This window comes from Neisseria subflava, from assembly GCF_024205745.1.
In the GTDB taxonomy this organism is placed as follows: Bacteria; Pseudomonadota; Gammaproteobacteria; order Burkholderiales; family Neisseriaceae; genus Neisseria; species Neisseria flavescens_B.
The window spans coordinates 732,077-757,447 of sequence record NZ_CP073117.1; the positions used below are offsets into that span (position 1 = coordinate 732,077).

General features: G+C 46.1%; 31 protein-coding genes, 1 tRNA gene and 1 CRISPR repeat array. Of the genes, 12 read left to right on the forward strand and 20 right to left on the reverse strand.

The window, feature by feature from the left end; genetic code table 11:
- The first annotated feature begins 13 nt into the window (after window positions 1-13).
- From minD to KCG55_RS03615, 3 genes are read left to right on the forward strand one after another with little or no spacing between them, the layout of a single operon-like run.
- Window positions 14-829: a septum site-determining protein MinD gene (minD, locus tag KCG55_RS03605; RefSeq protein WP_070590544.1), complete on the forward strand. Its 816-nt coding sequence runs from the start codon at window positions 14-16 to the stop codon at window positions 827-829.
- A 3-nt stretch (window positions 830-832) separates the two neighbouring features.
- Window positions 833-1,102, forward strand: a complete 270-nt coding sequence (gene minE, locus KCG55_RS03610) for a cell division topological specificity factor MinE (protein ID WP_254323415.1) — start codon at window positions 833-835, stop codon at window positions 1,100-1,102.
- Window positions 1,099-2,019 (forward strand): hydrogen peroxide-inducible genes activator, encoded by a 921-nt coding sequence (locus tag KCG55_RS03615; protein ID WP_063076225.1) that lies wholly within the window; start codon window positions 1,099-1,101, stop codon window positions 2,017-2,019. The genes minE and KCG55_RS03615 overlap by 4 nt, the downstream gene beginning before the upstream one ends.
- Before the next feature lie 63 nt (window positions 2,020-2,082).
- Here the strand turns inward: KCG55_RS03615 and KCG55_RS03620 are convergent, their stop codons facing one another.
- Window positions 2,083-2,295: a glycine zipper 2TM domain-containing protein gene (locus KCG55_RS03620; RefSeq protein ID WP_003684747.1), complete on the reverse strand. Its 213-nt coding sequence runs from the start codon at window positions 2,293-2,295 to the stop codon at window positions 2,083-2,085.
- Between the two features lie 254 nt (window positions 2,296-2,549).
- Between KCG55_RS03620 and KCG55_RS03625 the strand changes: the two genes are divergently transcribed.
- Window positions 2,550-2,999 carry a CopD family copper resistance protein gene (locus tag KCG55_RS03625; protein ID WP_254323416.1) on the forward strand — a complete coding sequence of 150 codons (450 nt, stop codon included), beginning with the start codon at window positions 2,550-2,552 and terminating at the stop codon, window positions 2,997-2,999.
- A gap of 33 nt (window positions 3,000-3,032) precedes the next feature.
- Window positions 3,033-4,007, forward strand: a complete 975-nt coding sequence (locus KCG55_RS03630) for a TerC family protein (protein ID WP_039862275.1) — start codon at window positions 3,033-3,035, stop codon at window positions 4,005-4,007.
- Window positions 4,008-4,070: 63 nt separating this feature from the next.
- On the opposite strand, the gene KCG55_RS03635 is transcribed toward KCG55_RS03630, so the two are convergent.
- Entirely contained in the window at window positions 4,071-4,469 is a 399-nt protein-coding gene (locus tag KCG55_RS03635; protein WP_254321230.1) for an Ag473 family lipoprotein, read from the reverse strand.
- A 182-nt stretch (window positions 4,470-4,651) separates the two neighbouring features.
- Here KCG55_RS03635 and KCG55_RS03640 point away from each other — a divergent pair.
- The 7 genes from KCG55_RS03640 (at window position 4,652) to cas2 (ending at window position 14,665) form a co-directional block, all read left to right on the forward strand.
- Window positions 4,652-4,727 (forward strand) — tRNA-Lys (locus KCG55_RS03640).
- Window positions 4,728-5,027: 300 nt separating this feature from the next.
- The gene (gene aldA / locus KCG55_RS03645; RefSeq protein WP_254323417.1) at window positions 5,028-6,470 is read left to right on the forward strand and encodes an aldehyde dehydrogenase; all 1,443 of its coding nucleotides are present in this window, start codon (window positions 5,028-5,030) and stop codon (window positions 6,468-6,470) included.
- A 179-nt stretch (window positions 6,471-6,649) separates the two neighbouring features.
- Complete coding sequence (gene lysS, locus KCG55_RS03650; RefSeq protein WP_254323418.1) at window positions 6,650-8,161, forward strand: lysine--tRNA ligase; 1,512 nt, start codon at window positions 6,650-6,652, stop codon at window positions 8,159-8,161.
- Window positions 8,162-8,423: 262 nt separating this feature from the next.
- Entirely contained in the window at window positions 8,424-9,848 is a 1,425-nt protein-coding gene (locus tag KCG55_RS03655) for an alanine/glycine:cation symporter family protein (protein ID WP_254323419.1), read from the forward strand.
- Between the two features lie 269 nt (window positions 9,849-10,117).
- The gene (gene cas9, locus KCG55_RS03660; RefSeq protein ID WP_254323420.1) at window positions 10,118-13,366 is read left to right on the forward strand and encodes a type II CRISPR RNA-guided endonuclease Cas9; all 3,249 of its coding nucleotides are present in this window, start codon (window positions 10,118-10,120) and stop codon (window positions 13,364-13,366) included.
- 65 nt (window positions 13,367-13,431) lie between these two features.
- Window positions 13,432-14,346: a type II CRISPR-associated endonuclease Cas1 gene (gene cas1 / locus KCG55_RS03665; protein WP_254323421.1), complete on the forward strand. Its 915-nt coding sequence runs from the start codon at window positions 13,432-13,434 to the stop codon at window positions 14,344-14,346.
- Complete coding sequence (gene cas2 / locus KCG55_RS03670) at window positions 14,339-14,665, forward strand: CRISPR-associated endonuclease Cas2 (protein WP_033912916.1); 327 nt, start codon at window positions 14,339-14,341, stop codon at window positions 14,663-14,665. Before cas1 ends, cas2 begins: the two co-directional genes overlap by 8 nt.
- A gap of 63 nt (window positions 14,666-14,728) precedes the next feature.
- Window positions 14,729-16,546: direct repeats of the CRISPR family, unit length 36 nt; unit sequence ATTGTAGCACTGCGAAATGAGAAAGGGAGCTACAAC.
- A 46-nt stretch (window positions 16,547-16,592) separates the two neighbouring features.
- Here the strand turns inward: cas2 and rplQ are convergent.
- The 18 genes from rplQ to rplN form a co-directional block, all read right to left on the reverse strand.
- Window positions 16,593-16,967 carry a 50S ribosomal protein L17 gene (rplQ, locus tag KCG55_RS03675; protein ID WP_003684792.1) on the reverse strand — a complete coding sequence of 125 codons (375 nt, stop codon included), beginning with the start codon at window positions 16,965-16,967 and terminating at the stop codon, window positions 16,593-16,595.
- Between the two features lie 24 nt (window positions 16,968-16,991).
- Window positions 16,992-17,978 carry a DNA-directed RNA polymerase subunit alpha gene (locus tag KCG55_RS03680; protein WP_003684706.1) on the reverse strand — a complete coding sequence of 329 codons (987 nt, stop codon included), beginning with the start codon at window positions 17,976-17,978 and terminating at the stop codon, window positions 16,992-16,994.
- A 25-nt stretch (window positions 17,979-18,003) separates the two neighbouring features.
- Window positions 18,004-18,624 (reverse strand): 30S ribosomal protein S4, encoded by a 621-nt coding sequence (gene rpsD, locus KCG55_RS03685; RefSeq protein ID WP_003749296.1) that lies wholly within the window; start codon window positions 18,622-18,624, stop codon window positions 18,004-18,006.
- 19 nt (window positions 18,625-18,643) lie between these two features.
- The gene (gene rpsK, locus KCG55_RS03690) at window positions 18,644-19,039 is read right to left on the reverse strand and encodes a 30S ribosomal protein S11 (protein ID WP_002216249.1); all 396 of its coding nucleotides are present in this window, start codon (window positions 19,037-19,039) and stop codon (window positions 18,644-18,646) included.
- Window positions 19,040-19,058: 19 nt separating this feature from the next.
- Window positions 19,059-19,421, reverse strand: a complete 363-nt coding sequence (gene rpsM / locus KCG55_RS03695) for a 30S ribosomal protein S13 (RefSeq protein WP_003749295.1) — start codon at window positions 19,419-19,421, stop codon at window positions 19,059-19,061.
- A 67-nt stretch (window positions 19,422-19,488) separates the two neighbouring features.
- Window positions 19,489-19,602: a 50S ribosomal protein L36 gene (gene rpmJ / locus KCG55_RS03700; RefSeq protein WP_003697674.1), complete on the reverse strand. Its 114-nt coding sequence runs from the start codon at window positions 19,600-19,602 to the stop codon at window positions 19,489-19,491.
- Between the two features lie 18 nt (window positions 19,603-19,620).
- The gene (gene infA, locus KCG55_RS03705; RefSeq protein WP_003684714.1) at window positions 19,621-19,839 is read right to left on the reverse strand and encodes a translation initiation factor IF-1; all 219 of its coding nucleotides are present in this window, start codon (window positions 19,837-19,839) and stop codon (window positions 19,621-19,623) included.
- A gap of 4 nt (window positions 19,840-19,843) precedes the next feature.
- Window positions 19,844-21,157: a preprotein translocase subunit SecY gene (secY, locus tag KCG55_RS03710; protein WP_154954173.1), complete on the reverse strand. Its 1,314-nt coding sequence runs from the start codon at window positions 21,155-21,157 to the stop codon at window positions 19,844-19,846.
- A gap of 13 nt (window positions 21,158-21,170) precedes the next feature.
- Entirely contained in the window at window positions 21,171-21,605 is a 435-nt protein-coding gene (rplO, locus tag KCG55_RS03715; RefSeq protein ID WP_254323422.1) for a 50S ribosomal protein L15, read from the reverse strand.
- A 1-nt stretch (window position 21,606) separates the two neighbouring features.
- A complete protein-coding gene (gene rpmD, locus KCG55_RS03720; protein ID WP_003684808.1) occupies window positions 21,607-21,792 on the reverse strand; it encodes a 50S ribosomal protein L30 in 186 nt (61 codons plus the stop codon).
- Window positions 21,785-22,303 carry a 30S ribosomal protein S5 gene (gene rpsE, locus KCG55_RS03725; protein ID WP_003684704.1) on the reverse strand — a complete coding sequence of 173 codons (519 nt, stop codon included), beginning with the start codon at window positions 22,301-22,303 and terminating at the stop codon, window positions 21,785-21,787. The genes rpmD and rpsE overlap by 8 nt, the downstream gene beginning before the upstream one ends.
- 17 nt (window positions 22,304-22,320) lie before the next feature.
- Window positions 22,321-22,674 carry a 50S ribosomal protein L18 gene (gene rplR, locus KCG55_RS03730; RefSeq protein WP_003749287.1) on the reverse strand — a complete coding sequence of 118 codons (354 nt, stop codon included), beginning with the start codon at window positions 22,672-22,674 and terminating at the stop codon, window positions 22,321-22,323.
- A gap of 13 nt (window positions 22,675-22,687) precedes the next feature.
- Entirely contained in the window at window positions 22,688-23,221 is a 534-nt protein-coding gene (rplF, locus tag KCG55_RS03735) for a 50S ribosomal protein L6 (protein ID WP_254323423.1), read from the reverse strand.
- Window positions 23,222-23,234: 13 nt separating this feature from the next.
- Window positions 23,235-23,627: a 30S ribosomal protein S8 gene (gene rpsH, locus KCG55_RS03740; RefSeq protein ID WP_063075320.1), complete on the reverse strand. Its 393-nt coding sequence runs from the start codon at window positions 23,625-23,627 to the stop codon at window positions 23,235-23,237.
- 14 nt (window positions 23,628-23,641) lie between these two features.
- The gene (rpsN, locus tag KCG55_RS03745) at window positions 23,642-23,947 is read right to left on the reverse strand and encodes a 30S ribosomal protein S14 (protein ID WP_003684736.1); all 306 of its coding nucleotides are present in this window, start codon (window positions 23,945-23,947) and stop codon (window positions 23,642-23,644) included.
- Window positions 23,948-23,949: 2 nt separating this feature from the next.
- Complete coding sequence (gene rplE, locus KCG55_RS03750) at window positions 23,950-24,489, reverse strand: 50S ribosomal protein L5 (protein ID WP_003684750.1); 540 nt, start codon at window positions 24,487-24,489, stop codon at window positions 23,950-23,952.
- A gap of 9 nt (window positions 24,490-24,498) precedes the next feature.
- The gene (gene rplX, locus KCG55_RS03755) at window positions 24,499-24,822 is read right to left on the reverse strand and encodes a 50S ribosomal protein L24 (protein WP_254323424.1); all 324 of its coding nucleotides are present in this window, start codon (window positions 24,820-24,822) and stop codon (window positions 24,499-24,501) included.
- Window positions 24,823-24,833: 11 nt separating this feature from the next.
- The gene (gene rplN / locus KCG55_RS03760; protein ID WP_002215434.1) at window positions 24,834-25,202 is read right to left on the reverse strand and encodes a 50S ribosomal protein L14; all 369 of its coding nucleotides are present in this window, start codon (window positions 25,200-25,202) and stop codon (window positions 24,834-24,836) included.
- Between the last annotated feature and the right edge of the window lie 169 nt (window positions 25,203-25,371).

The window sequence follows — 25,371 nt, forward strand, 5'->3', positions numbered from 1 at the left end:
AAAAGGAAATATCGTGTCCAAAATCATCGTAGTAACTTCAGGTAAAGGCGGCGTAGGCAAGACCACTACCAGCGCCAGCATCGCAACCGGCCTGGCCCTGCGCGGCCACAAAACCGCCGTGATCGACTTCGACGTCGGTTTGCGCAACCTTGACCTGATTATGGGTTGCGAACGCCGCGTCGTATACGACCTCATCAACGTCATCCACGGCGAAGCGACTCTCAATCAAGCCCTGATTAAAGACAAAAACTGCGAAAACCTCTACATCCTGCCTGCATCGCAAACCCGCGATAAAGACGCACTGACCCGCGAAGGCGTGGACAACGTGATGAAAGAGCTGGCCAGCGAAAAAATGGGCTTCGAATTCATCATCTGCGACTCCCCTGCCGGTATCGAACAAGGTGCACTGATGGCACTCTACTTTGCCGACGAAGCCATCATTACCACCAATCCGGAAGTATCCAGCGTCCGCGACTCCGACCGCATCCTGGGCATTTTGCAAAGCAAATCCCGCAAAGCCGAACAAGGCGGCACTGTTAAAGAGCACCTGCTGATTACCCGCTACTCCCCTGAGCGCGTAGCCAAAGGCGAAATGCTGTCTGTACAAGACATCTGCGACATCCTGCGTATTCCGTTGATCGGTGTGATTCCTGAATCACAAAACGTTCTGCAAGCTTCCAACGCCGGCGAACCTGTCATCCACCAAGACAATGCCGCAGCAGCAGAAGCCTACAAAGACGTTATCGCCCGCCTCTTGGGTGAAAACCGCGAAATGCGTTTCCTCGAGGCTGAGAAGAAAAGCTTCTTAAAACGACTGTTCGGAGGTTAATACATGTCACTGCTCGATATGCTGTTCGGCAGAAAGCCGAAAACCGCCACAGTCGCGCGCGACCGCCTGCAAATCATCATCGCGCAAGAGCGCGCACAAGAAGGCCAAGCCCCGGACTATCTGCCGACCCTGCGTAAAGAGTTGTTGGAAGTCCTGTCCAAATACGTCAACGTATCATTGGACGACATCCGCATCTCCCAAGAGAAACAAGACGGCTTGGACGTTCTTGAGCTGAACATCACCCTGCCGGAACAAAAAAGGCTTAACACATGACCTTGACCGAATTGCGTTACATCGTAGCCGTCGCACAAGAACGTCACTTCGGACGTGCCGCACGACGCTGCTTTGTCAGCCAGCCCACCCTCTCCATCGCCATCAAAAAGCTGGAGGAAGAGCTGTCGGTATCTCTGTTCGACCGTAGCAGCAACGACATCATCACGACCGAAGCGGGCGAGCGCATTGTCGCCCAAGCCCGCCGGGTTCTGGAAGAAGCAGAACTCATCAAGCACCTTGCCAATGAAGAGCAAAACGAATTGGAAGGCGCATTCAAACTCGGCCTGATTTTTACCGTTGCCCCCTACCTTCTGCCCAAGCTCATTACCGCGCTGCGTGAAACTGCGCCGAAAATGCCGCTGATGCTGGAAGAGAACTATACCCACATCCTGACCGAGTCGCTCAAACGTGGCGATGTCGATGCAATCGTCGTTGCCGAGCCGTTCCAAGAGCCGGGCATCGTGACCGAGCCTCTGTATGACGAACCTTTCTTCGTCATTGTTCCCAAAGGCCATCACTTTGAAGAACTCGATGCCGTTACACCTCAGCTTTTGAGCGAAGAACAAGTGTTGCTGCTGTCCGAAGGCAACTGTATGCGCGACCAAGTGTTGGCAAGCTGTTCCGAATTGGCCTCCAAACAGAAAATCCAAGGTTTGACCAATACCCTGCAAGGCAGCTCCATCAACACCATCCGCCACATGGTTGCCAGCGGTTTGGCCATCAGCGTCATGCCTGCTACCGCATTGACCGAAAACGACCATATGCTTTTCAGCATTATCCCGTTTGAAGGCAATGCGCCGCAGCGCCGTGTCGTTTTGGCCTATCGCCGCAACTTTGTCCGTCCGAAAGCACTGACTGCTTTGCGTACTGCCATTTTGCAATCGCAACTGACCGGTGTAACCTTCGTCAACGAATGAACCGCAAAACAAAAGGCCGTCTGAATATTCAGACGGCCTTTTTATTTTTAACCGAATAAAGGATTAGTAGCGGGTATGAACCTGACTGCCGATAACGCCACCCAAAGCCGCACCACCCAAGGTAGAGCCGGTATCGCCACCAATCAAGTTACCTGCCACGCCACCCAATACCGCACCAGCAGCAGTGTTGCGTTGGGTTTGAGTCATATTGGCACATGCACCCAAAGAGGCAGCCAGCATGATCAAGGTCACAGTTTTTGCAAAAGTTTTCTTCATGGTTTGATTCTCCATCAGGGTTTAAGCTGTATATGGAGCAGTATGGCACAACCTTTCATTAATATGTTTTCTGATAAGTAAAGACAGATTAAACTAAGATAACGCTTTTGATGAACGGTTAACTTCAAAAACAAACGGAAATTCCAATAGAATATTTATAAAATTTAATATATTTGGCATAAAATTGCGCATACATCAACCGCATTTGGTAGTGATACAATGACGACTTGTCTGAACTACCGGAAACACCCGTCATGAGTACCTACGCACTGGCACACATCATCCACGTTTATTGCGCGATTGCCTTTGTCGGCGGCGTATTTTTCGAAATGCTGGTTCTCTCCGTTTTGCACACCGGCCGCGTTTCGCGTGAATCGCGCCGCGAAGTCGAACGTGCCATGTCCCATCGTGCCGTCCGCGTGATGCCGATTGTCGTCATCGCCCTTTTCATCAGCGGCATCGTTATGGTGTACAACCGTTATCTGCCAATGTTGCACCATCCTCTCGACAGCGCCTTCAGCATTATGTTGAGCATCAAAATCCTGTTGGCAGTAAGCGTTTTGATACATTTTGCCATCGCCGTTGTCAAAATGGCCCGATACACCCTCACCGTCGGCTGGTCGAAATACATACACGCCGTTGTCTTCAGCCATATGCTGTTTATCGTCTTTTTTGCCAAGGCGATGTTCTACCTGTCTTGGTAAACCTTACCCATACCCCACACACAAGGATTTTTTATGACCCAATACCCGTCCGTCGGCTCGCCGATGTTTTACGGCATCTTCTTTATTGCCGTCTTAATCATGATCGCCATCGATATGGTATCGCTGAAAAAAAACGGCGCCCACAAAGTCAGCATCAAAGAAGCCCTCGCCTGGAGCGGCATTTGGGTGGCCGTATCCTGCGCATTTGCAGGCTGGCTCTATTTTGAACTGGCTGGCAACCCGACTTACGGGGCCGTTGTCGCCAAAGAAAAAGTCCTCGAATTCTTCACCGGCTATGTACTCGAAAAATCCCTTGCCGTCGATAACATATTCGTTTTCCTGATGATTTTCGGCTACTTCAAAGTCGAACCCAAATTCCAACACCGCGTCTTGCTCTATGGCGTATTCGGTGCCATCGTCCTGCGCGCCATCATGATCTTCATCGGCGCCGCCTTGGTACAACAATTTGAATGGATTTTGTACCTCTTCGGCGCGTTCCTCTTATACACCGGCATTCACATGATGAAGCCCGAAGCCGAAGCTGAAGAAGACCTTTCCCAAAACAAGATCCTGACCCTGCTCAAAAAAGTCATCCCAACCAGCCAACAGTTTGACGGTGAAAAATTCTTTACCCTTGAAAACGGCAAACGCATCGCTACACCGCTTTTGCTGGTATTGATTATGATCGAATTGAGCGACGTCATCTTTGCCGTGGACAGCATCCCCGCTATTTTTGCCGTAACCACCGACCCTTTCATCGTCCTCACTTCCAACATTTTTGCCATCTTGGGCCTGCGTGCCATGTACTTCTTACTGGCAGACTTTGCCGAACGCTTTATTTTCCTCAAATACGGCTTGGCTTTCGTATTGAGCTTTATCGGCATCAAGATGCTGATTATGCACTGGGTGCATATCACGATTTCCATCTCCCTGTCCGTCGTCTTCGGCGCACTGGGCGCGTCCATCCTGACTTCTTTGGTATATACGCGTCAGCAAGAGAAAAAATAATCTACCGATATAAAAAGGCCGTCTGAACATTTCAGACGGCCTTTTCAAATATCAAACACTAGCTTATTTAGCAGCGTCTTTCAATTTGTCGGCAGCTTCTTGAGTCGCATCGGCTGCTTTACCCATAGCGTCTTTAGCTGCGTCTTTGGCAGCATCTTTAGCATCAGAAACCGCTTCTTTAGCTTCTTCAACCGCTTTACCGGCAGCATCTTTAGCGTCAGAAACTGCTTTATCTGCAGTTGCTTTAGCATCTGCAGCAGCGTCTTTAACATCAGAAACAGCTTGCTCAGCCGCACCTTTGGCTTCAGAAGCAGCAGCATCAACAGCAGAAGCTGCATTTTCAGCAGCAGTGTTTACATCGGAAGCAACAGCAGAAGCCGCCTCTTGGGTTTCTTTTTTCGCTTCTTGTGTACACGCCGCCAAGCCGGCTACCATCATTGCAGCAATCAATAATTTTTTCATGTTGTATATCCTTTGGTCTAAAAAATATCTGTCAAAACTGACAGACTAAAAAATCATAACATAATAAACGCTCAAAAAAGGGAGAATTAACGCCAAATAACAGCTGGTTTACGTTTTTTGAAAAAAATTTCAAAAAAACAGTTGACGAAAAGAAACAAGCTACCTATAATGCACAGCTTATTGGGTCGTTAGCTCAGTCGGTAGAGCAGCGGACTTTTAATCCGTTGGTCGAGCGTTCGAATCGCTCACGACCCACCAAATATGAAAACCTGCTTTGAAAAAAGCAGGTTTTTTTATATTCTCCATCAAGCCTTTCTTCACTCAATACCTCCATTATTATCAACATCAAGAATATTCGAGCTTTGTCACAATGCTGTTATAGATATAACTCAAAGCATCACCAACCTCTTGAATCAATCAAACCCAACTCCCCACCCATCATCTTTTTCTAAAAACTTCCAAATACCTACCATCAACCCACGCCAAATCCTCTTGTATGCCAGACAATTTAGGCATAGACTAAAACTACATCCAACTACAATAACAGGAGAAGGTTTGATGAAACAACTGTCTATGTATATCAACGGCCGCTTTGAAACCGACTTTAACGGCACATGGCGTGATGTATTGAATCCGGCAACCGAAGAAGTCATCGCGCGTGAGCCTAAAGGTGGAAAAGCCGATGTTGATCGTGCCGTTGCCGCAGCCAGAGATGCACAAACTACATGGGAGCGTTTGCCTGCCGTTGAACGCGGCGCATACCTGCGCAAAATTGCCCAAGGCATCCGCGAACGCGCCGACGAGCTGACAGATACCATTGTCGCCGAAGGCGGCAAAACCAAAGATTTGGCACGCATAGAAGTCATGTTCACTGCCGATTATCTCGACTATCAAGCAGAATGGGCGCGCCGTTATGAAGGCGAAATCATCCAAAGCGACCGTCCGCGCGAAAACATTTTATTGTTCAAACGTCCTTTGGGCGTGATCGCCGGCATTTTGCCGTGGAACTTCCCATTCTTCCTGATTGCCCGCAAAATGGGCCCGGCTTTGGTAACAGGCAATACCATCGTCGTCAAACCAAGCAGCGTTACCCCAATTAACTGCCACATCTTTGCTGAAATCGTCCATGCCTCAGGCTTACCGGCCGGCGTATTCAACGTCGTTAACGGCCCGGGCGCAGAAATCGGCAATGCCTTGGCATCGCATCCACAAGTCGATATGGTCAGCCTGACCGGTTCTGTCGATGCCGGCCGCCAAGTGATGGAAGCCGCCGCCGCCAACATCACCAAAGTCTCACTGGAACTGGGTGGCAAAGCCCCTGCCATCGTTCTGAAAGATGCCGACTTGGATCTGGCCGTCAAATCCATCTTGGCTTCACGCGTGGGCAATACCGGCCAAATCTGTAACTGCGCCGAACGCGTGTATGTCCACAACAGCCTGAAAGACGCGTTTATCGAAAAAATGACCGCCGCCATGAAAGGCGTGCGCTACGGCAACCCGGCCGAAGCCGAAGCAGGCGCGCTGGAAATGGGTCCGCTGATTGAAGAGCGCGCTGTCAAAGCCGTTGCCGAAAAAGTGGAACGCGCCGTCAAACAAGGTGCGACACTGGTCTGCGGCGGCAAACGCGCCGAAGGACGCGGCTATTTCTTCGAACCGACCCTGCTGACCGATACCGACAACAGCATGGACATCATGAAGGAAGAAACCTTCGGCCCCGTCCTGCCGGTTGCCGCTTTCGATACGCTCGATCAAGTCATCGCTTTGGCAAACGACAGCGAATTCGGCCTGACCAGCTCCGTCTATACCACCAATCTGAATGAAGCGTTTTATGTAACCCGCCGCCTGCGTTTCGGCGAAACCTACATCAACCGCGAAAACTTCGAAGCCATGCAGGGCTTCCATGCCGGTTGGAAAAAATCAGGTATCGGCGGCGCGGACGGTAAACACGGTTTGGAAGAATATCTGCAAACCCAAGTTGTTTATTTAGAAACCGATATCTAACTGCCGATACGGCCCTTCATGAAACAAAAGGCCGTCTGAAACCGATTTTTCAGGTTTCAGACGGCCTTTCTGCCTTTATAGAAAAAAACACCGACATCGCGTAAAATAGAGCCAATTTTTCACTTTATTCAGGCCGTCTGCAAACTCCGGCAGCCTGACTCATTTTTCCGGAAAACACCATGAGCGAACAAAACAATCCGCAAATCGAGCCGCAGTTGGACGAAAACCAAATCATCGCCCTGCGCCGCGAGAAACTGCACAACATCCGCAAAGAACGCAACGCCTACCCTAACGATTTCAAACGCGACAGCTTTGCCGCCGACCTGCATACCCAATACGGTGAAATCAGCAAAGAAGAACTCGACCCGCAAGGCATTCCCGTCAAAGTGGCCGGCCGCATGATGCTCAAACGTCAAATGGGCAAAGCCAGCTTCGCCACCATTCAAGACGTTACCGGTCAAATCCAGCTTTATCTGAACAACAAAGGCGTGAGCCAAGAAGTTTTGGATGATTTCAACCATTGGGACTTGGGCGACATCATCGGCGCGGAAGGTACTTTGTTCAAAACCAACCACGGTGAATTGACCGTGCGCGTGTCCAACATCCGTCTGTTGTCCAAATCCCTGCGCCCTCTGCCGGACAAACACAAAGGTTTGAGCGATCAGGAAACCAAATACCGTCAACGCTACGTTGATTTGATTGCCAACGAAGAATCGCGCAATACCTTCATCAAACGCAGCCAAATCATCCAATCCGTACGCAATTTCATGGTCAACGAGCATTATTTGGAAGTTGAAACCCCAATGATGCACCCGATTCCGGGCGGTGCGACAGCAAAACCATTCGTTACCCACCACAACGCTTTGGATATCCCGCTCTACCTGCGCATTGCGCCCGAGCTGTATCTGAAACGCTTGGTTGTCGGCGGTTTGGAACGCGTGTTTGAAATCAACCGCAGCTTCCGTAACGAAGGCATGTCCGTACGCCACAACCCTGAATTCACCATGATCGAATTCTACGAAGCTTTCTCCGACTACGAACGCATGATGCAAATGGCGGAAGACATCATCCGCAACGCTTCCCGCGCGGTAAACGGCACGGCAAAAATCAACTACAACGGCAAAGAAGTCGATTTGGAAAGCCCGTTTGAACGCCTGACCATTCTCGGTGCCATCAAGAAATACAATCCGCACTACACCGATGAGCAGTTGAACGATGAAGAATGGCTGAAAAAAGAAATCGTCAAACACGGCGAAAGCCTGCCTCCTTCTCCGGGCATCGGCAGCCTGCAGCTTGCCTTGTTTGAAGGTTGCGCCGAGGGCAAACTGTGGAACCCGACTTTCATCATCGACTACCCTGTCGAAGTGTCGCCATTGGCACGCGCATCCGACAGCAAACCGGGTTTGACCGAACGCTTCGAGCTTTTCGTTGTCGGCCGCGAATTGGCAAACGGCTACTCTGAGTTGAACGATCCGGAAGACCAAGCCGAACGCTTCAAAGCGCAAGTGGCCCAAAAAGACGCCGGCGACGACGAAGCCATGCACTACGATGCCGACTACATCCGTGCAATGGAATTCGGCCTGCCGCCGACCGGCGGCTGCGGCATTGGCATCGACCGCTTGGTCATGTTGCTGACCGATTCGCAAACCATCCGCGACGTGATTCTGTTCCCGCAAATGCGTCCCGAATAACGCATTGAAATAAAATCAAGGCCGTCTGAAAACAAGACTCTGTTTTCAGACGGCCTTTTTGTTCAAATATGTAAACCGGGAAAATTAAAATCGATAAATCCTTTACATCATAATAATAAAATTACATGATAATCAAAAAGATAATATAAAAAAGAATATGTAAACGTTTTTCAGTTTGTTGACAGTCTGCTAGAATACATCCAGTTACAGACAGCCTTCACACACAGGCCGTCTGAAAATGCAGAAACTCTGAAAGGTTTGTATGGATCAATTTTTCGAACAGCTTCACGGCTGGGTAAACGCCATCAACGACCCAATGTGGTCGGGGTTGGTATATATGCTTTTAGGCGCAGGCCTCTTTTTCACCGTTACTACCGGTTTTGTACAATTCCGCCTCTTCGGTCGCAGTATCAAAGAAATGTTGGGCGGCCGCAAACAAGGTGATGATCCGCACGGAATCACACCGTTCCAAGCATTTGTTACCGGCTTGGCCAGCCGCGTAGGCGTGGGCAACATCGCCGGCGTGGCGATTGCCATCAAACTTGGCGGACCGGGCGCGGTGTTCTGGATGTGGGTAACCGCCTTAATCGGCATGAGTTCGGCGTTTGTCGAATCTTCACTGGCCCAACTGTTCAAAATCCGCGACTACGACAACCACCACTTCCGCGGCGGCCCCGCCTACTACATCACTCAAGGCTTGGGACAAAAATGGCTGGGCGTTTTGTTCGCCCTGAGCCTGATTTTCTGTTTCGGCTTTGTATTTGAAGCTGTACAGACCAATACCATCGCCGATACCACCAAAGCGGCATGGGGCTGGGATCAACACTATGTCGGCGTCGCCCTGGTCATTCTGACCGCCCCGATTATCTTCGGCGGTATCCGCCGCGTATCCAAAGCCGCGGAAATCATCGTTCCGCTGATGGCAGTTTTATATCTCGTCATAGCACTCTTCATCATTGCTACCAATATTTCCCTGATTCCTGACGTGTTCGGTCAGATTTTCTCCAACGCGTTCAACTTCGATTCGGCTGCAGGCGGTTTCCTCGGCGGTCTGATTTCGACCACCATGATGCAGGGTATCAAACGCGGTCTGTATTCCAATGAGGCGGGTATGGGTTCCGCGCCAAACGCCGCAGCCGCAGCCGAAGTGAAACACCCCGTCTCCCAAGGCATGATTCAAATGCTGGGCGTTTTCGTCGATACCATCATCGTCTGCTCATGCACCGCCTTTATCGTCTTGACCTATCAACAGCCTTACGGCGACCTGAGCGGTGCAGCGCTGACCCAAGCGGCAATCGTCAGCCAGGTAGGCGAATGGGGCGCGGGCTTCCTTGCCGTCATCCTGTTTATGTTTGCCTTTTCAACCGTTATCGGTAACTATGCCTATGCCGAGTCCAACGTCCAATTCATCAAGAGCCATTGGCTGGTTACCGCCGTTTTCCGTATGCTGGTTTTGGCATGGGTCTACTTCGGTGCAGTTGCCAACGTACCCTTGGTATGGGATATGGCAGACATGGCAATGGGCATCATGGCATGGATTAACCTCGTCGCCATCCTGCTCCTGTCCCCACTTGCCTTCCTGCTGTTGAAAGACTACACAGCCAAACTAAAAATGGGCAAAGCCCCAGAGTTCAAACTCTCCGAACACCCTGGCTTGAAACGCAAAATCAAATCCGATATCTGGTAACACCAAAGGCCGTCTGAAATTTCAGACGGCCTTTTTAATCCCTGCCATTGAGACAAAACGATGCCCCTTAAAGCAGAAGCCTTAAGGGGCAGAGCGTTGCGGCACATCTTTTCAGACGGCCTTATTGTAGCAACGTTTCTCATTTCGCAGTGCAACAATATGGACAGATTCTAATTCCAAATCGGCACCCAGTCAAGCATTTCATTTGCATGGAAATACTTACCTAGGATATATTTATACTTACTAAACATCACATTACGGAGAAACTGATGGCTGTATTCAAACCCAATCCAATCAACTACATCCTCGGCCTCGATATCGGCATCGCATCCGTCGGCTGGGCGATGGTAGAAATTGACGAAGAAGAAAACCCCATCCGCCTGATTGATTTGGGCGTGCGCGTATTTGAGCGTGCAGAAGTACCGAAAACAGGCGACTCTCTCGCAGCGGCAAGACGCTTGGCTCGCAGTGTTCGCCTCCTGACCCGCCGTCGCGCCCACCGCCTGCTTCGAGCCCGCCGCCTATTGAAACGCGAAGGCGTATTACAAGCCGCCGATTTTGATGAAAACGGCTTAATCAAATCCTTACCGAATACACCATGGCAACTTCGCACAGCCGCATTAGACCGCAAACTAACGCCTTTAGAGTGGTCGGCAGTCTTACTACATTTAATCAAACACCGCGGCTATTTGTCACAAAGAAAAAACGAGGGTGAAACTGCCGATAAGGAACTTGGCGCTTTGCTTAAAGGCGTAGCTGACAATGCCCATGCCTTACAGACAGGCGATTTCCGTACTCCGGCCGAATTGGCTTTAAATAAATTTGAGAAAGAAAGCGGCCATATCCGCAACCAGCACGGCGATTATTCGCATACGTTCAGCCGCAAAGATTTGCAGGCAGAGCTGAATGTACTGTTTAAAAAACAAAAAGAATTCGGCAATCCGCATATTTCAGACAGCCTTAAAGAAGGTATTGAAACCCTGCTGATGGCGCAACGCCCTGCCCTGTCCGGCGATGCTGTTCAAAAAATGTTGGGGTATTGCACCTTTGAGCCGACAGAGCCGAAAGCCGCTAAAAACACCTACATCGCCGAACGTTTCATCTGGCTGACCAAGCTGAACAACCTGCGTATTTTAGAGCAAGGCAGCGAGCGGCCATTGACCGATACCGAACGCGCCACGCTTATGGACGAGCCATACAGAAAATCCAAACTGACTTACGCACAAGCCCGTAAACTTTTGGATCTAGACGATACCGCCTTTTTCAAAGGCTTGCGCTATGGTAAAGACAATGCCGAAGCCTCAACATTGATGGAAATGAAGGCCTACCATGCCATCAGCCGTGCGTTGGAAAAAGAAGGATTGAAAGACAAAAAATCCCCATTAAACCTTTCTCCCGAATTACAAGACGAAATCGGTACGGCATTCTCCCTGTTCAAAACCGATGAAGACATTACAGGCCGTCTGAAAGACCGTGTACAGCCCGAAATCTTAGAAGCGCTGTTGAAACACATCAGCTTCGATAAGTTCGTCCAAATTTCCTTGAAAGCGTTGCGCCGAATTGTGCCTCTAATGGAGCAAGGCAAACGTTACGATGAAGCCTGCGCCGAAATCTACGGAGACCATTACGGCAAGAAGAATACAGAAGAAGAGATTTATCTGCCGCCGATTCCAGCCGACGAAATCCGCAACCCCGTCGTCTTACGCGCCTTATCTCAAGCACGGAAAGTTATTAACGCCGTTGTGCGCCGTTACGGCTCCCCTGCACGTATTCATATTGAAACGGCAAGGGAAGTAGGAAAATCGTTTAAAGACCGCAAAGAAATCGAAAAACGCCAAGAAGAAAATCGTAAAGACCGGGAAAAAGCCGCCGCCAAATTCCGAGAGTATTTCCCCAATTTTGTCGGCGAACCCAAATCCAAAGATATTCTGAAACTGCGCCTGTACGAGCAACAACACGGCAAATGCCTGTATTCGGGCAAAGAAATCAACTTAGGCCGTCTGAACGAAGAAGGTTATGTCGAAATCGACCATGCCCTGCCGTTCTCGCGCACATGGGACGACAGTTTCAACAATAAAGTGCTGGTATTAGGCAGCGAAAACCAAAATAAAGGCAACCAAACTCCTTACGAATACTTCAACGGCAAAGACAACAGCCGCGAATGGCAGGAATTTAAAGCGCGTGTCGAGACCAGCCGTTTCCCACGCAGTAAAAAACAACGGATTCTGCTGCAAAAATTCGATGAAGATGGCTTTAAAGAACGCAATCTGAACGATACGCGCTACGTCAACCGTTTCCTGTGTCAATTCGTTGCCGACCGTATGCGGCTGACAGGTAAAGGGAAAAGACGTGTCTTTGCATCCAACGGGCAAATTACCAATCTGTTGCGCGGCTTTTGGGGATTACGCAAAGTGCGTACGGAAAACGACCGCCATCACGCCTTGGACGCCGTCGTCGTTGCCTGCTCGACCGTTGCCATGCAGCAGAAAATTACCCGTTTTGTACGCTATAAAGAGATGAACGCGTTTGACGGTAAAACCATAGATAAAGAAACAGGAGAAGTGCTACATCAAAAAACACACTTCCCGCAACCTTGGGAATTTTTCGCACAAGAAGTCATGATTCGCGTCTTCGGCAAATCGGACGGCAAACCCGAATTTGAAGAAGCGGATACCTCCGAAAAACTGCGTACCCTGCTCGCAGAAAAATTATCTTCTCGCCCAGAAGCCGTACACGAATACGTTACGCCACTGTTTGTTTCACGCGCGCCCAATCGGAAGATGAGCGGGCAAGGCCATATGGAGACTGTCAAATCCGCCAAACGACTGGACGAAGGCATCAGCGTGTTGCGCGTACCGCTGACACAGTTAAAACTGAAAGACTTGGAAAAAATGGTCAATCGGGAGCGCGAACCTAAGCTATACGAAGGACTGAAAGCATGTTTGGAAGCACATAAAGACGATCCTGCCAAAGCCTTTGCCGAGCCGTTTTACAAATACGATAAAGCAGGCAACCGCACCCAACAAGTAAAAGCCGTACGCGTAGAGCAAGTACAGAAAACCGGCGTATGGGTGCGCAACCATAACGGCATTGCCGACAACGCAACCATGGTGCGCGTAGATGTGTTTGAGAAAGGCGGCAAGTATTATCTGGTTCCGATTTACAGTTGGCAGGTAGCGAAAGGGATTTTGCCGGATAGAGCTGTTATCGCTTTTAAAGATGAAGAAGATTGGCAACTTATTGATGATAGTTTTAACTTTAAATTTTCATTACATCCTAATGATTTAATTGAAGTAATAACAAAAAAAGCTAGAATATTTGGTTACTTTGCCAGCTGCCATCGAGGCACAGGTAATATTAATATACGCATTCATGATCTTGATCATAAAATTGGCAAAAATGGAATACTGGAAGGTATCGGTGTCAAAACCGCCCTTTCATTCCAAAAATACCAAATCGACGAACTGGGCAAAGAAATCAGACCATGCCGTCTGAAAAAACGCCCACCTGTCCGTTAAATTAATCTATCCCTGTTTCAGACGGCCTGAAGCAGGGATTTTTTATATCAAAATAAGGGGAAAACATGACTTGGCGCAGCCTGCTTATTCAAAACGGCGGCAAACTATCCTTGCAACGCCGGCAACTGCTGATTCAACAAAACGGCGAGTCCCACACCGTACCGTTGGAAGACATCGCCGTTATTATCATCGAAAACCGCGAAACCCTGATTACTGCCCCGCTTCTGTCAGCCTTAGCCGAACATGGCTCAACCCTGCTGACATGTGACGAACAATTCCTGCCCTGCGGACAATGGTTGCCTTATGCCCAATATCACCGCCAACTTAAAATCCTCAAGCTGCAGCTGAATATAAGCGAACCCTTAAAAAAGCAACTCTGGCAACATATCGTCCGCCAAAAAATCCTGAATCAAGCATTTATCGCAGACGAAACAGGCAATGATCTTGCAGCTAAACGGCTGCGCTCTTTGGCAGTCGAAGTCCGTTCAGGCGATACAGGAAACCGTGAAGCCCAAGCTGCCGCCCTCTACTTTCAAGCCCTCTTTGGAGAAAAATTTACCCGTAATGACAATAATGCCGTCAATGCCGCATTGAACTACACCTACGCCGTACTCCGTGCAGCAGTTGCACGCGCCCTGACCTTATATGGATGGTTGCCTGCATTAGGCTTGTTTCATAAAAGCGAACTAAATCCATTCAATCTCGCCGATGACTTTATCGAACCCTTACGCCCATTGGCCGATCTGGTCGTTATACATTTGCATGAACAAGGCCGTCTGAAAACTGATCTGACCCCGAACATCAAACAAAACCTTATCAAGACCCTTCACTGTCAAATCTGCATTGAACGGCAACATTTCAGCACCTTGGCTGCCATCGACAAAATGATTTCTTCATTTCAAGCCAGCGTAACCGACAAAAACGCCAAACAGCTAAAATTGCCTGAAATCTTGCCATTGAAAGAATACCAATATGAGTGAGGCCAAATTTATGAGGATTATTGTCTTCTTCGACCTACCGGTTACCACAGCGGCAAAGCGCAAAGCCGCCAATCAATTCCGCCAATTTCTATTAAAAGATGGATACCAAATGCTCCAGCTTTCCGTATACAGTCGTATTGTCAAAGGTCGAGATTCGTTGCAAAAACACCACAATAGACTATGTGCAAACCTACCGCAAGAAGGTTCAATCCGCTGTTTGGAAGTAACAGAAAAGCAATATGCCACCATGAAACTACTGTTGGGAGAGCTGAAAACCCAAGAAAAAAGGGTAAATTCCGACCAACTATTATTATTTTAAGTCCTATTTTTCAGACCAAATAAAATGGGAAACCCTTATAGAATAAGGGTTTCCCATTAAGGTATTGTAGCACTGCGAAATGAGAAAGGGAGCTACAACGTTCCTGGCTCTGGTAAGACTTTGATGGCTATTGTAGCACTGCGAAATGAGAAAGGGAGCTACAACAGACTGATTCGTCGGTTTTAGTCATGGGCGATTGTAGCACTGCGAAATGAGAAAGGGAGCTACAACGAAAGAGTGAAAGAAGTAGCAAGTAATCAGATTGTAGCACTGCGAAATGAGAAAGGGAGCTACAACTATTCCGCGTTCTGATGTCTTATTTAGGCAATTGTAGCACTGCGAAATGAGAAAGGGAGCTACAACTACTTTTTCGTTTGGTCGCCAGAATAAGATATTGTAGCACTGCGAAATGAGAAAGGGAGCTACAACACAGTTTTCAGATTTCAAACGCGGTTATCGATTGTAGCACTGCGAAATGAGAAAGGGAGCTACAACCATTTTGGTTGATGACGAATTGCATGATTTATTGTAGCACTGCGAAATGAGAAAGGGAGCTACAACGTCTTATCAGTTACTAAGTAAGAGTTATCGATTGTAGCACTGCGAAATGAGAAAGGGAGCTACAACCAGGAAGCTTGAAACCAAACGGAAAGCTTTATTGTAGCACTGCGAAATGAGAAAGGGAGCTACAACCATAAAGCCGGTAACCAGTCGGAAAGCCTTATTGTAGCACTGCGAAATGAGAAAGGGAGCTACAACAGCCTTACGGAAACTCTCTTCGTCAATATCATTGTAGCACTGCGAAATGAGAAAGGGAGCTACAACTCGCCCTACTTGCTCTCTTTGCCTTTAATAATTGTAGCACTGCGAAATGAGAAAGGGAGCTACAACGATTATGTTGTTTCTCAGATTGTCCCCGTTATTGTAGCACTGCGAAATGAGAAAGGGAGCTACAACCTCAGCCGCGTTATTCCACGTTGGCACGCCATTGTAGCACTGCGAAATGAGAAAGGGAGCTACAACACAAGACCTATTCGCCTGCCGTACCATCAGATTGTAGCACTGCGAAATGAGAAAGGGAGCTACAACAAAACCATGCCGTAATCATCAATCAATTCCATTGTAGCACTGCGAAATGAGAAAGGGAGCTACAACCCGACTTTTGCAGTATCGGCGAAAGAAATTATTGTAGCACTGCGAAATGAGAAAGGGAGCTACAACAAGACGCCGATGCGGTGGAACGCGATTTGGATTGTAGCACTGCGAAATGAGAAAGGGAGCTACAACAGCCGTCAAGGCCAAGCAAGCGATGAAATTATTGTAGCACTGCGAAATGAGAAAGGGAGCTACAACCCACCGTGTCATCGACGGTGCCGCCGGTATATTGTAGCACTGCGAAATGAGAAAGGGAGCTACAACGAAAACTCGAAGCGGCTGATTATGTCGAGCATTGTAGCACTGCGAAATGAGAAAGGGAGCTACAACACACACTCAGGATTCCCAAATAAAGTGTCCATTGTAGCACTGCGAAATGAGAAAGGGAGCTACAACCGAAAGCCCCACGTTACATCACCGACCTTTATTGTAGCACTGCGAAATGAGAAAGGGAGCTACAACTGGATTCGAAGTTCGAAGACTAAAGAGATGATTGTAGCACTGCGAAATGAGAAAGGAAGCTACAACAGCAAAATTGAACAGCTAAAAACTTCTGGGATTGTAGCACTGCGAAATGAGAAAGGGAGCTACAACTGGGTTGACGAGAATGTCGGCGGATGGTCGATTGTAGCACTGCGAAATGAGAAAGGGAGCTACAACGTGGCCTGTGTCCTAGACCAGTGCCTATATATTGTAGCACTGCGAAATGAGAAAGGGTCTATCCAAATAAAAAAGCACCACCTAAACAGGTAGTGCTTTTTTATTAATGTGCTTATTCAGCAGAATCAGCTGCTTTATCAACCAATTCAACCAATGCCAAAGGAGCATTGTCGCCTTTACGGAAACCGTATTTCAGTACACGAACATAGCCGCCGTTACGAGCAGCAAAGCGTGGACCTAATTCGTCAAACAATTTAACTACAACATCACGATCGCGAGTGCGGTCAAAAGCCAAACGACGGTTTGCCAAAGAAGGTTTTTTACCCAAGGTAATCAAGGGCTCAACTACGCGGCGCAATTCTTTTGCTTTAGGCAAAGTTGTCACGATGGTTTCGTGAGTCAACAAGGAATTCGCCATATTGCGCAGCATCGCAGCACGGTGGCTGCTAGTACGGTTTAATTTGCGGTTGCCATTACGATGACGCATGTCATTATCCTTTAATCTTCAAACTTACGGCTTTTCTAAGCCTACAGGCGGCCAAGCTTCTAATTTGGAACCTAATGTCAGACCTTTAGAGGCCAACACTTCTTTGATCTCATTCAAAGATTTACGACCCAAATTAGGGGTCTTGAGAAGCTCGGTTTCAGTACGTTGAATCAAATCGCCAATATAGTAAATATCTTCAGCTTTCAGACAATTAGCTGAACGTACGGTTAATTCCAAATCGTCTACAGGACGCAGCAAGATAGGATCGATAGGAGGCGCTTTTTCTTCAACCTCTTCAACCGGAGTACCTTGCAGATCTGCAAAAATAGACATTTGGTCAATTAAGATACGTGCGGCACTACGTACAGCTTCTTCTGGATCAATAGAACCATTGGTTTCAATATCCAAAACCAACTTATCCAAATCCGTGCGTTGCTCTACGCGTGCAGGTTCAACTTCAAAGCTAACACGACTGATGGGCGAAAAGCTCGCATCCAACTGAATCGCACCAATCTGTTTGTTCTCATCACGCAATACGCGACGGCCTGAAACAGATTGATAACCACGACCTTGCTCTACTTTAATTTCCATGTCGATTTGGCCATTGTCAGCCAAGTGGCAAATAACATGTTCAGGATTGATGATTTCCACATCGTGTGGCAAATCAATATCACCAGCTACAACAGCACCGGCACCTGTTTTTTTCAAAGTCAACTGAACTTGGTTACGACCGTGAAGCTTGAATACGATACCTTTAATGTTCAAGAGAACGTCGACAACATCCTCTTGAACACCATCAATAGTAGAGTATTCGTGCAATACGCCTGAAATAACTACTTCAGTTGGGGCAAAGCCATTCATGGATGACAGTAAGATACGACGCAAAGCATTACCTAAAGTATGACCAAAACCACGTTCAAATGGCTGCATAGACACCTTGGCCCGAGTGGAAGACAAAGTATCTACATCGATTTGACGAGGTTTCAAAAATTCGGTTGTGCTATTTTGCATTTAACTGTCCCTCATTGAGCTAGCATTATTTAGAGTAGAACTCTACCACCAGCTGTTCATTAATATCGCCAGACAATTCTGAGCGATCCGGCATATTTTTGAATACGCCTTCCAATTTGTCGGCATCAACAGATACCCAGCTTGGCAAGCCAATTTGAGTAGCCAGGCTCAATGCTTCTTGGATACGTACTTGTTTCTTAGCTTTTTCACGAACAGCTACAACATCACCTGCTTTAACTTGGAAAGAAGGGATATTAACAACTTGACCGTTTACGACGATAGCTTTGTGAGAAACCAATTGACGTGCTTCGGCGCGAGTAGAGCCAAAACCCATACGGTAAACGACATTGTCCAAACGAGACTCCAGCAATTGCAGCAGCAATTCACCGGTAGAGCCTTTACGACGATCTGCTTCCGCGAAGTAACGACGGAATTGACGCTCTAATACGCCATAAATACGACGGATTTTTTGTTTTTCACGCAATTGCAAACCGTAGTCTGACAAACGTGGTTTTTTTGCACCGTGTTGACCAGGTGCAGAATCCATTTTACATTTGGAATCCAAAGAGCGACGTGCACTCTTCAAAAACAGATCCGTACCTTCGCGACGTGCTAATTTACATTTAGGGCCAATATAACGTGCCATGTTTTAAATCACTCCAATATTAAATACGACGTTTTTTAGGCGGACGGCAACCGTTATGAGGCAACGGGGTAACGTCAGTAATGCTGGTAATCTTGAAACCAAGAGCGTTTAAAGCACGTACAGAAGATTCGCGACCAGGGCCAGGGCCTTTAATGCGAACTTCTAAATTTTTAACGCCATACTCTTGGGCAACTTTACCAGCTGCTTCTGCTGCAACTTGTGCTGCAAATGGTGTACTTTTACGAGAACCTTTAAAACCAGCGCCGCCAGAGGTAGCCCAAGACAATGCATTGCCTTGACGGTCAGTGATTGTAATGATGGTATTGTTGAAAGATGCATGAACGTGCACAATACCTTCGCTTACGGTTTTACGTACTTTTTTACGTACACGCGAAGCTGTGTTTGCTTTAGCCATTAATCAAATTCCTTAAAATTTATTTCTTACCGGCAATCGCTTTGCGCGGACCTTTACGGGTACGAGCATTTGTGCGAGTGCGTTGACCACGACAAGGCAAGCCACGACGATGACGGAAGCCGCGATAGCAACCCATATCCATCAGTCGTTTAATGCTCATCGTTACTTCACGACGCAAATCGCCTTCAACTTCATATTTAGCAACTTGCTCACGCAAAGCGTCTAATTGAGCCTCGTCCAAATCTTTTGCTTTAGTAGTAGGAGCAATATTTGCTGCCTCACAAATCAATTTAGCACGAGTCGCACCAATACCATAAATAGCCTGAAGGCCAATTACGATATGGGCATTATTAGGGATATTTACCCCTGCAATACGAGCCATATTTTTTCCTTTTTAGGGCAAAGTATGTCACTATACCACAAAATCAATAGTTAAGAAAACTAGCTTCTTAACCTTGACGTTGTTTGTGACGTGGGTCAGTACAAATTACGCGAACTACACGATTACGACGAATAATCTTGCAATTGCGACAAATTTTCTTTACAGAAGGTTGTACACGCATTTTATTTCCTTTTATCGTTTATCTTGCTCGGAAAACAATCCGAGCACGGGTTAAATCATAAGGAGTTAATTCAACTGTTACCTTATCACCTGGAGAAATACGGATATAGTGCATCCGCATTTTTCCAGATATATGACCAAGTACTACATGATCATTTTCCAGTTTTACTTTAAATGTTGCATTGGGCAAAGTCTCAAGGATTTCGCCCTGCATCTGTATGGTATCTTCTTTAGCCATAAGCCTATTTACGTGACAAAGATTTCATATCTGGACGACTCATCAAGTCTTCATACTGACTACTCATTCGATATGAATTGATTTGTGTCCTAAAATCCATTGTAACGACAACCAAAATAAGCAAAGATGTTCCACCCAAATAGAAAGGAACCTTCAATGCTGTCGTTAAAAATTCAGGTATCAGACAGATTATAGTGATATACAAAGCACCAAATAATGTTAGTCTCAGTACAACTTTTTCCAAATATCTAGAGGTTTGCTCACCTGGGCGAATACCCGGTACAAATGCACCACTCTTCTTCAAATTTTCAGCCATCTCTTTAGGGCTAAATACTAAAGCAGTATAGAAATAGCAGAAGAAGATGATAGTTGTAGCAAATAATACAATATACAAAGGCTGTCCATGTTGCAGCATCGCAGCAACCTTATGAAGAACAGAATTCGTACTATTTGAACCAAACCAACCTAAAAGTGTAGATGGAAATAAAATGATACTGGAAGCAAAAATAGGAGGAATAACACCCGCCATATTTAGCTTGAACGGCATATGAATGCTTTGTCCCGGCATCATCCCAGAACCAAACTGTCTTTTAGCATAATGCACAGGAACTTTACGCTGAGCACTCTCAAAATAAACTACAGCATAGATCAACAGCAAAATACCAATCACAATTGATACTGCCATCAACATACTCATGGAACCTTGTTCAGTCAAAGTTAACAACCGAACAATACCGGATGGGATACCCGATACAATGCCTGCTGTAATGATTAAAGAAATACCATTACCAATACCACGCTCGGTAATTTGCTCCCCTAACCACATCAGAAACATAGTACCTGTAACCAAACAGACTACTGTAGAAATATGAAACTCAAGCGAACTCGTTACAACAACACCTTGTTGATAAACAAATGTTGCAACACCAAAGCTTTGCAATACAGCCAATAATACCGTCCCATACCTAGTATATTTTGTAATTATTTTCCTACCAGCCTCACCTTCCTTCTTTAAAGCTTTTAAAGAAGGAACAATTTCAGAAGCGAGCTGAACAATAATCGATGCCGAAATATAAGGCATGATACCAATTGCAAATATACTAAAGCGCTCCAACGAACCACCCGAGAACATATTTAACATTCCGAATATGCCGTTTGCAGCGCCTTCGTATAACTTAGCTAATGCAACAGCATCTACGCCCGGTACCGGTATATGAGCACCAATACGGAAAACGACTAAAGCACCTAAAAGGAACACCAGACGTTTTTTCAGATCACCAAATTTGGATAATCCTGATAAAGATTGTTGATTAGCCACTGTAGTGCAAGCCTTATTCTTCTACTTTACCACCGGCAGCTTCAATAGCAGCTTTAGCACCTTTAGTAGCTTTTACACATTTCAAGGTAACTGCTTTTGAGATTTCACCAGAAGCAATAACTTTTACATTAGAAGCAGCTGCAGGAATCAGACCAGCTTGTTTAAGAACTAAGATATCAATCTCGTTCACAGCAATCAGATTTAATTCACTCAAACGAACTTCAGCATTAGCGGCAGCAGTCAAAGATTTGAAACCACGTTTCGGCAGACGGCGTTGCAAAGGCATTTGACCGCCTTCAAAACCTACCTTGTGGAAGCCACCAGAACGGCTTTTTTGACCTTTATGACCACGACCACCTGTCTTACCCAAGCCGCTACCAATACCACGGCCTACACGACGGCTAGCGTGAGTAGCACCCTCAGCAGGTTGAATAGTATTCAAAAACATATTAAGACTCCACTTTCAACAAGTAGCTGATTTTATTGATCATGCCACGGTTTTCAGGGGTATCCAAAACCTCTACAGTATGTTCACGGCGACGCAAACCTAAACCACGAGCACATGCACGATGAGATTCAATTGTACCGATCAGGCTCTTAACCAATGTAACTTTAATCTTTTTTTGCTCAGTCATGGTTAGCTCCCAAAATATCTTCTACTGTCAAGCCACGTTTAGCAGCAATATCAGCAGGGGTATACAGTTTAGACAAACCGTCTAATGTAGCGCGTACAATATTGTAAGGATTAGTAGAACCATGTACTTTAGCTGAAATGTTATGGATACCCATAGCATCAAATACTAAACGCATTGGACCACCAGCTTTTACACCGCTACCTTCTTTAGCAGGTTGCATAAATACCTTAGTAGCACCATGACGACCAATAACCTCATGATGAATAGTACCATTTTTCAAAGGTACTTTAATCATAGAGCGTCGAGCTTGATCCATTGCTTTTTGAACAGCAACTGGCACTTCTTTTGATTTACCTTTGCCCATACCGATGCGACCATCACCATCACCAACAACAGTCAGTGCAGAGAAAGCCATGATACGGCCACCTTTAACTACTTTAGTCACGCGATTAACTGCGACCATCTTTTCAATCAGGCCGTCACCGCGTTCTTCAATTTCATGTTTTGCCATATGAAAGTCTCCAAATATTAGAAGCTTAAACCATTTTCACGTGCAGCTTCAGCCAAAGCTTTCACACGACCGTGATATTGGAAACCTGAACGGTCAAAAGCAACTTTTTCAACACCTACTGCTTTAGCTTTTTCAGCAATACGCTTACCAACTACAGCTGCTGCTTCAACGTTGCTACCTGATTTCAGGCTACTACGTACTTCAGCTTCCAATGTAGAGGCTTGAGCCAATACTTTATCACCTTCAGCACTAATTACTTGAGCATAAATATGATTATTGCTGCGGAACACACATAATCTTACCATTTTCAAGTCCGCAATACGCGCACGGGTTTTGCGTGCACGACGGAGTCGGGTTGTATGTTTATCCATTAGTGAACCTCAATTATTTTTTCTTGGCTTCTTTCATCACTACTACTTCACCTACATAACGAACACCTTTACCTTTATAAGGCTCAGGAGAACGGAATGCACGAATTTCAGCAGCGACTTGGCCAACCACTTGTTTATCTGCACCAGTCAAAACGATTTCTGTTTGGCTAGGAGTTTGAACAGAAACACCTTCAGGCATTTCATATACGATTGGATGAGAGAAACCCAGAGACAAGTTCAAAACTTTGCCTTGAGCTTGGGCACGATAACCCACACCAATCAATTGAAGTTTTTTCTCAAAACCTTCAGAAACACCCTTAACCATGTTATTAACCAATGCACGAGCAGTACCAGACATAGCATTAGCCTGTTTACTGTCATTTTTTGCAACAAAAGTCAATTTACCATCGTTCAGTTCAATAGCAACATCGGAATGCAAAGGAAAAGACAATTCACCGTTTTTACCTTTGATAACCAATGCATCTGTTCCGAATTTTACCTCTACACCAGCAGGAACAGTCACTGGGTTTTTTGCGACGCGTGACATTTACTTTTCTCCACTAGGCTACGATGCACAACAACTCACCACCTACACCCTCAGAACGAGCTTTGCGATCAGTCATTACACCTTTAGAAGTACTAACAATAGCGACACCCAGGCCATTCATTACACTAGGAATCTCACTTGATGCTTTGTAAATACGCAAACCTGGACGTGAAACACGTTTAATTTGCTCAATCACAGGACGACCTGCATAGTATTTCAATTGAATTTCCAATACCGGTTTTGCATCAGCAGAAACCGCAAAATCCTCGATATAACCTTCTTCTTTCAGAACTTTTGCAATTGCACATTTCAGTTTAGAGGAAGGCATGGCAACTACTGCTTTATTAGCACGTTGCGCATTGCGAATACGAGTCAACATATCGGAAATAGGATCATGCATACTCATTATTTATACTCCTATTACCAGCTAGCTTTAACAACACCAGGGATCTCGCCACGCATAGCGATTTCACGGATTTTAATACGGCCCAAACCAAATTTACGGAAAGTGCCACGAGGACGACCTGTTAAAGCACAACGACGACGTTGACGTACAGGTGCTGCATTACGAGGAATGGATTGAAATTTCAAACGTGCTTCAAAACGTTCTTCTTCAGTCGCATTAGCATCATTAATAACAGCGAAAATTGCCTCACGCTTAGCTGCAAACTTTTTCGCCAATGCTTGACGTTTCAGCTCACGATTAATAAGTGCTTTCTTAGCCATGATTATCCTTTAAACGGAAACTTGAACAGTGACAACAAAGCTTTCGCTTCTTCATCAGTTTTTGCAGTAGTTGTAATAGTAATATTCAAACCACGCAAAGCATCGATTTTATCGTATTCAATTTCCGGGAAAATAATTTGCTCACGAACGCCCATATTGTAATTGCCACGACCATCAAATGATTTACCGCTTACACCACGGAAGTCACGTACGCGAGGCAACGCAATAGTAATCAAACGATCCAAGAATTCAAACATTTGATCACGACGCAATGTTACTTTACAACCAACTGGATAGTTATCACGGATTTTAAAACCAGCGATAGATTTACGTGCAACAGTAACAACTGGTTTTTGACCAGCAATTTTCTCTAAATCAGAAACAGCGTGCTCCATAACTTTTTTATCAGCAACAGCCTCACCCACACCCATATTCAAGGTGATTTTTTCAATACGTGGAACTTCCATTACTGATTTGTAACCAAATTGTTTAACCAATTCAGGAACAACTGTATCTTTATAAAACTCTCTCAAACGAGCCATGTTATCTCCTTATGCTCCAATGATAGAGCCATTTGATTTGAAGAAACGAACGCGTTTAACTTTGCCTTCATTTTCAATCAGCTTAATACCAACACGGTCTGCTTTATTAGTTTCCGGATTCAGGAGTGCAATATTAGAAATATCCAAAGGCATTTCTTTAGTAATAATACCACCCTCAATACCACGCATTGGATTAGGTTTTTGATGGCGTTTCACAACATTAACACCCTCAACAACAACTTTATCACCCAACACTCGAACTACTTGACCTTGCTTACCTTTATCTTTACCGGTAATCACTACAACCTGATCGCCTTTAATGATCTTATTCATCGCGCTATTCCTTATAATACTTCAGGCGCCAATGAAACGATTTTCATAAATCGCTCAGTACGCAATTCACGGGTTACCGGACCAAAAATACGGGTACCCAGAGGTTCAAGTTTATTATTCAACAACACAGCAGCATTGTTATCGAATTTAATTAACGCACCATCAGGACGACGCACACCCTTAGCAGTACGAACAACTACCGCATTGTATACATCACCTTTTTTGACACGACCACGTGGGGCTGCATCTTTAACTGCAACTTTAATAATGTCGCCAACAGAAGCGTAGCGACGCTTAGATCCGCCCAATACTTTGATGCACATTACGCGACGCGCACCAGAGTTATCAGCCACATCTAAGATGGTCTGCATTTGAATCATATAAGTACCTTTAAATTAACCAACTTAATTTACCACTTTCATATAACTCGCACCTTACTTTAAGCTGCTTATTAAATGAAACCATCACGGTTCTAGTAAACCAGTCTTGGATCCCGAAGGGAGAGAAACTTCCATAAGAAGCTGGAAGATAAGAAACGAAGTTTACACG

What these genes read in the sequence shown, in the direction of transcription:
- minE (WP_254323415.1), top strand. Translation starts at nt 833, where the DNA reads ATGTCACTGCTCGATATGCTGTTCGGCAGAAAGCCGAAAACCGCCACA.
- KCG55_RS03615 (WP_063076225.1), top strand. Translation starts at nt 1,099, where the DNA reads ATGACCTTGACCGAATTGCGTTACATCGTAGCCGTCGCACAAGAACGT.
- KCG55_RS03620 (WP_003684747.1), bottom strand. Translation starts at nt 2,295, where the DNA reads ATGAAGAAAACTTTTGCAAAAACTGTGACCTTGATCATGCTGGCTGCC.
- KCG55_RS03625 (WP_254323416.1), top strand. Translation starts at nt 2,550, where the DNA reads ATGAGTACCTACGCACTGGCACACATCATCCACGTTTATTGCGCGATT.
- KCG55_RS03630 (WP_039862275.1), top strand. Translation starts at nt 3,033, where the DNA reads ATGACCCAATACCCGTCCGTCGGCTCGCCGATGTTTTACGGCATCTTC.
- KCG55_RS03635 (WP_254321230.1), bottom strand. Translation starts at nt 4,469, where the DNA reads ATGAAAAAATTATTGATTGCTGCAATGATGGTAGCCGGCTTGGCGGCG.
- aldA (WP_254323417.1), top strand. Translation starts at nt 5,028, where the DNA reads ATGAAACAACTGTCTATGTATATCAACGGCCGCTTTGAAACCGACTTT.
- lysS (WP_254323418.1), top strand. Translation starts at nt 6,650, where the DNA reads ATGAGCGAACAAAACAATCCGCAAATCGAGCCGCAGTTGGACGAAAAC.
- KCG55_RS03655 (WP_254323419.1), top strand. Translation starts at nt 8,424, where the DNA reads ATGGATCAATTTTTCGAACAGCTTCACGGCTGGGTAAACGCCATCAAC.
- cas9 (WP_254323420.1), top strand. Translation starts at nt 10,118, where the DNA reads ATGGCTGTATTCAAACCCAATCCAATCAACTACATCCTCGGCCTCGAT.
- cas1 (WP_254323421.1), top strand. Translation starts at nt 13,432, where the DNA reads ATGACTTGGCGCAGCCTGCTTATTCAAAACGGCGGCAAACTATCCTTG.
- cas2 (WP_033912916.1), top strand. Translation starts at nt 14,339, where the DNA reads ATGAGTGAGGCCAAATTTATGAGGATTATTGTCTTCTTCGACCTACCG.
- rplQ (WP_003684792.1), bottom strand. Translation starts at nt 16,967, where the DNA reads ATGCGTCATCGTAATGGCAACCGCAAATTAAACCGTACTAGCAGCCAC.
- KCG55_RS03680 (WP_003684706.1), bottom strand. Translation starts at nt 17,978, where the DNA reads ATGCAAAATAGCACAACCGAATTTTTGAAACCTCGTCAAATCGATGTA.
- rpsD (WP_003749296.1), bottom strand. Translation starts at nt 18,624, where the DNA reads ATGGCACGTTATATTGGCCCTAAATGTAAATTAGCACGTCGCGAAGGT.
- rpsK (WP_002216249.1), bottom strand. Translation starts at nt 19,039, where the DNA reads ATGGCTAAAGCAAACACAGCTTCGCGTGTACGTAAAAAAGTACGTAAA.
- rpsM (WP_003749295.1), bottom strand. Translation starts at nt 19,421, where the DNA reads ATGGCTCGTATTGCAGGGGTAAATATCCCTAATAATGCCCATATCGTA.
- rpmJ (WP_003697674.1), bottom strand. Translation starts at nt 19,602, where the DNA reads ATGCGTGTACAACCTTCTGTAAAGAAAATTTGTCGCAATTGCAAGATT.
- infA (WP_003684714.1), bottom strand. Translation starts at nt 19,839, where the DNA reads ATGGCTAAAGAAGATACCATACAGATGCAGGGCGAAATCCTTGAGACT.
- rplO (WP_254323422.1), bottom strand. Translation starts at nt 21,605, where the DNA reads ATGTTTTTGAATACTATTCAACCTGCTGAGGGTGCTACTCACGCTAGC.
- rpmD (WP_003684808.1), bottom strand. Translation starts at nt 21,792, where the DNA reads ATGACTGAGCAAAAAAAGATTAAAGTTACATTGGTTAAGAGCCTGATC.
- rpsE (WP_003684704.1), bottom strand. Translation starts at nt 22,303, where the DNA reads ATGGCAAAACATGAAATTGAAGAACGCGGTGACGGCCTGATTGAAAAG.
- rplR (WP_003749287.1), bottom strand. Translation starts at nt 22,674, where the DNA reads ATGGATAAACATACAACCCGACTCCGTCGTGCACGCAAAACCCGTGCG.
- rplF (WP_254323423.1), bottom strand. Translation starts at nt 23,221, where the DNA reads ATGTCACGCGTCGCAAAAAACCCAGTGACTGTTCCTGCTGGTGTAGAG.
- rpsH (WP_063075320.1), bottom strand. Translation starts at nt 23,627, where the DNA reads ATGAGTATGCATGATCCTATTTCCGATATGTTGACTCGTATTCGCAAT.
- rpsN (WP_003684736.1), bottom strand. Translation starts at nt 23,947, where the DNA reads ATGGCTAAGAAAGCACTTATTAATCGTGAGCTGAAACGTCAAGCATTG.
- rplE (WP_003684750.1), bottom strand. Translation starts at nt 24,489, where the DNA reads ATGGCTCGTTTGAGAGAGTTTTATAAAGATACAGTTGTTCCTGAATTG.
- rplX (WP_254323424.1), bottom strand. Translation starts at nt 24,822, where the DNA reads ATGAATAAGATCATTAAAGGCGATCAGGTTGTAGTGATTACCGGTAAA.
- rplN (WP_002215434.1), bottom strand. Translation starts at nt 25,202, where the DNA reads ATGATTCAAATGCAGACCATCTTAGATGTGGCTGATAACTCTGGTGCG.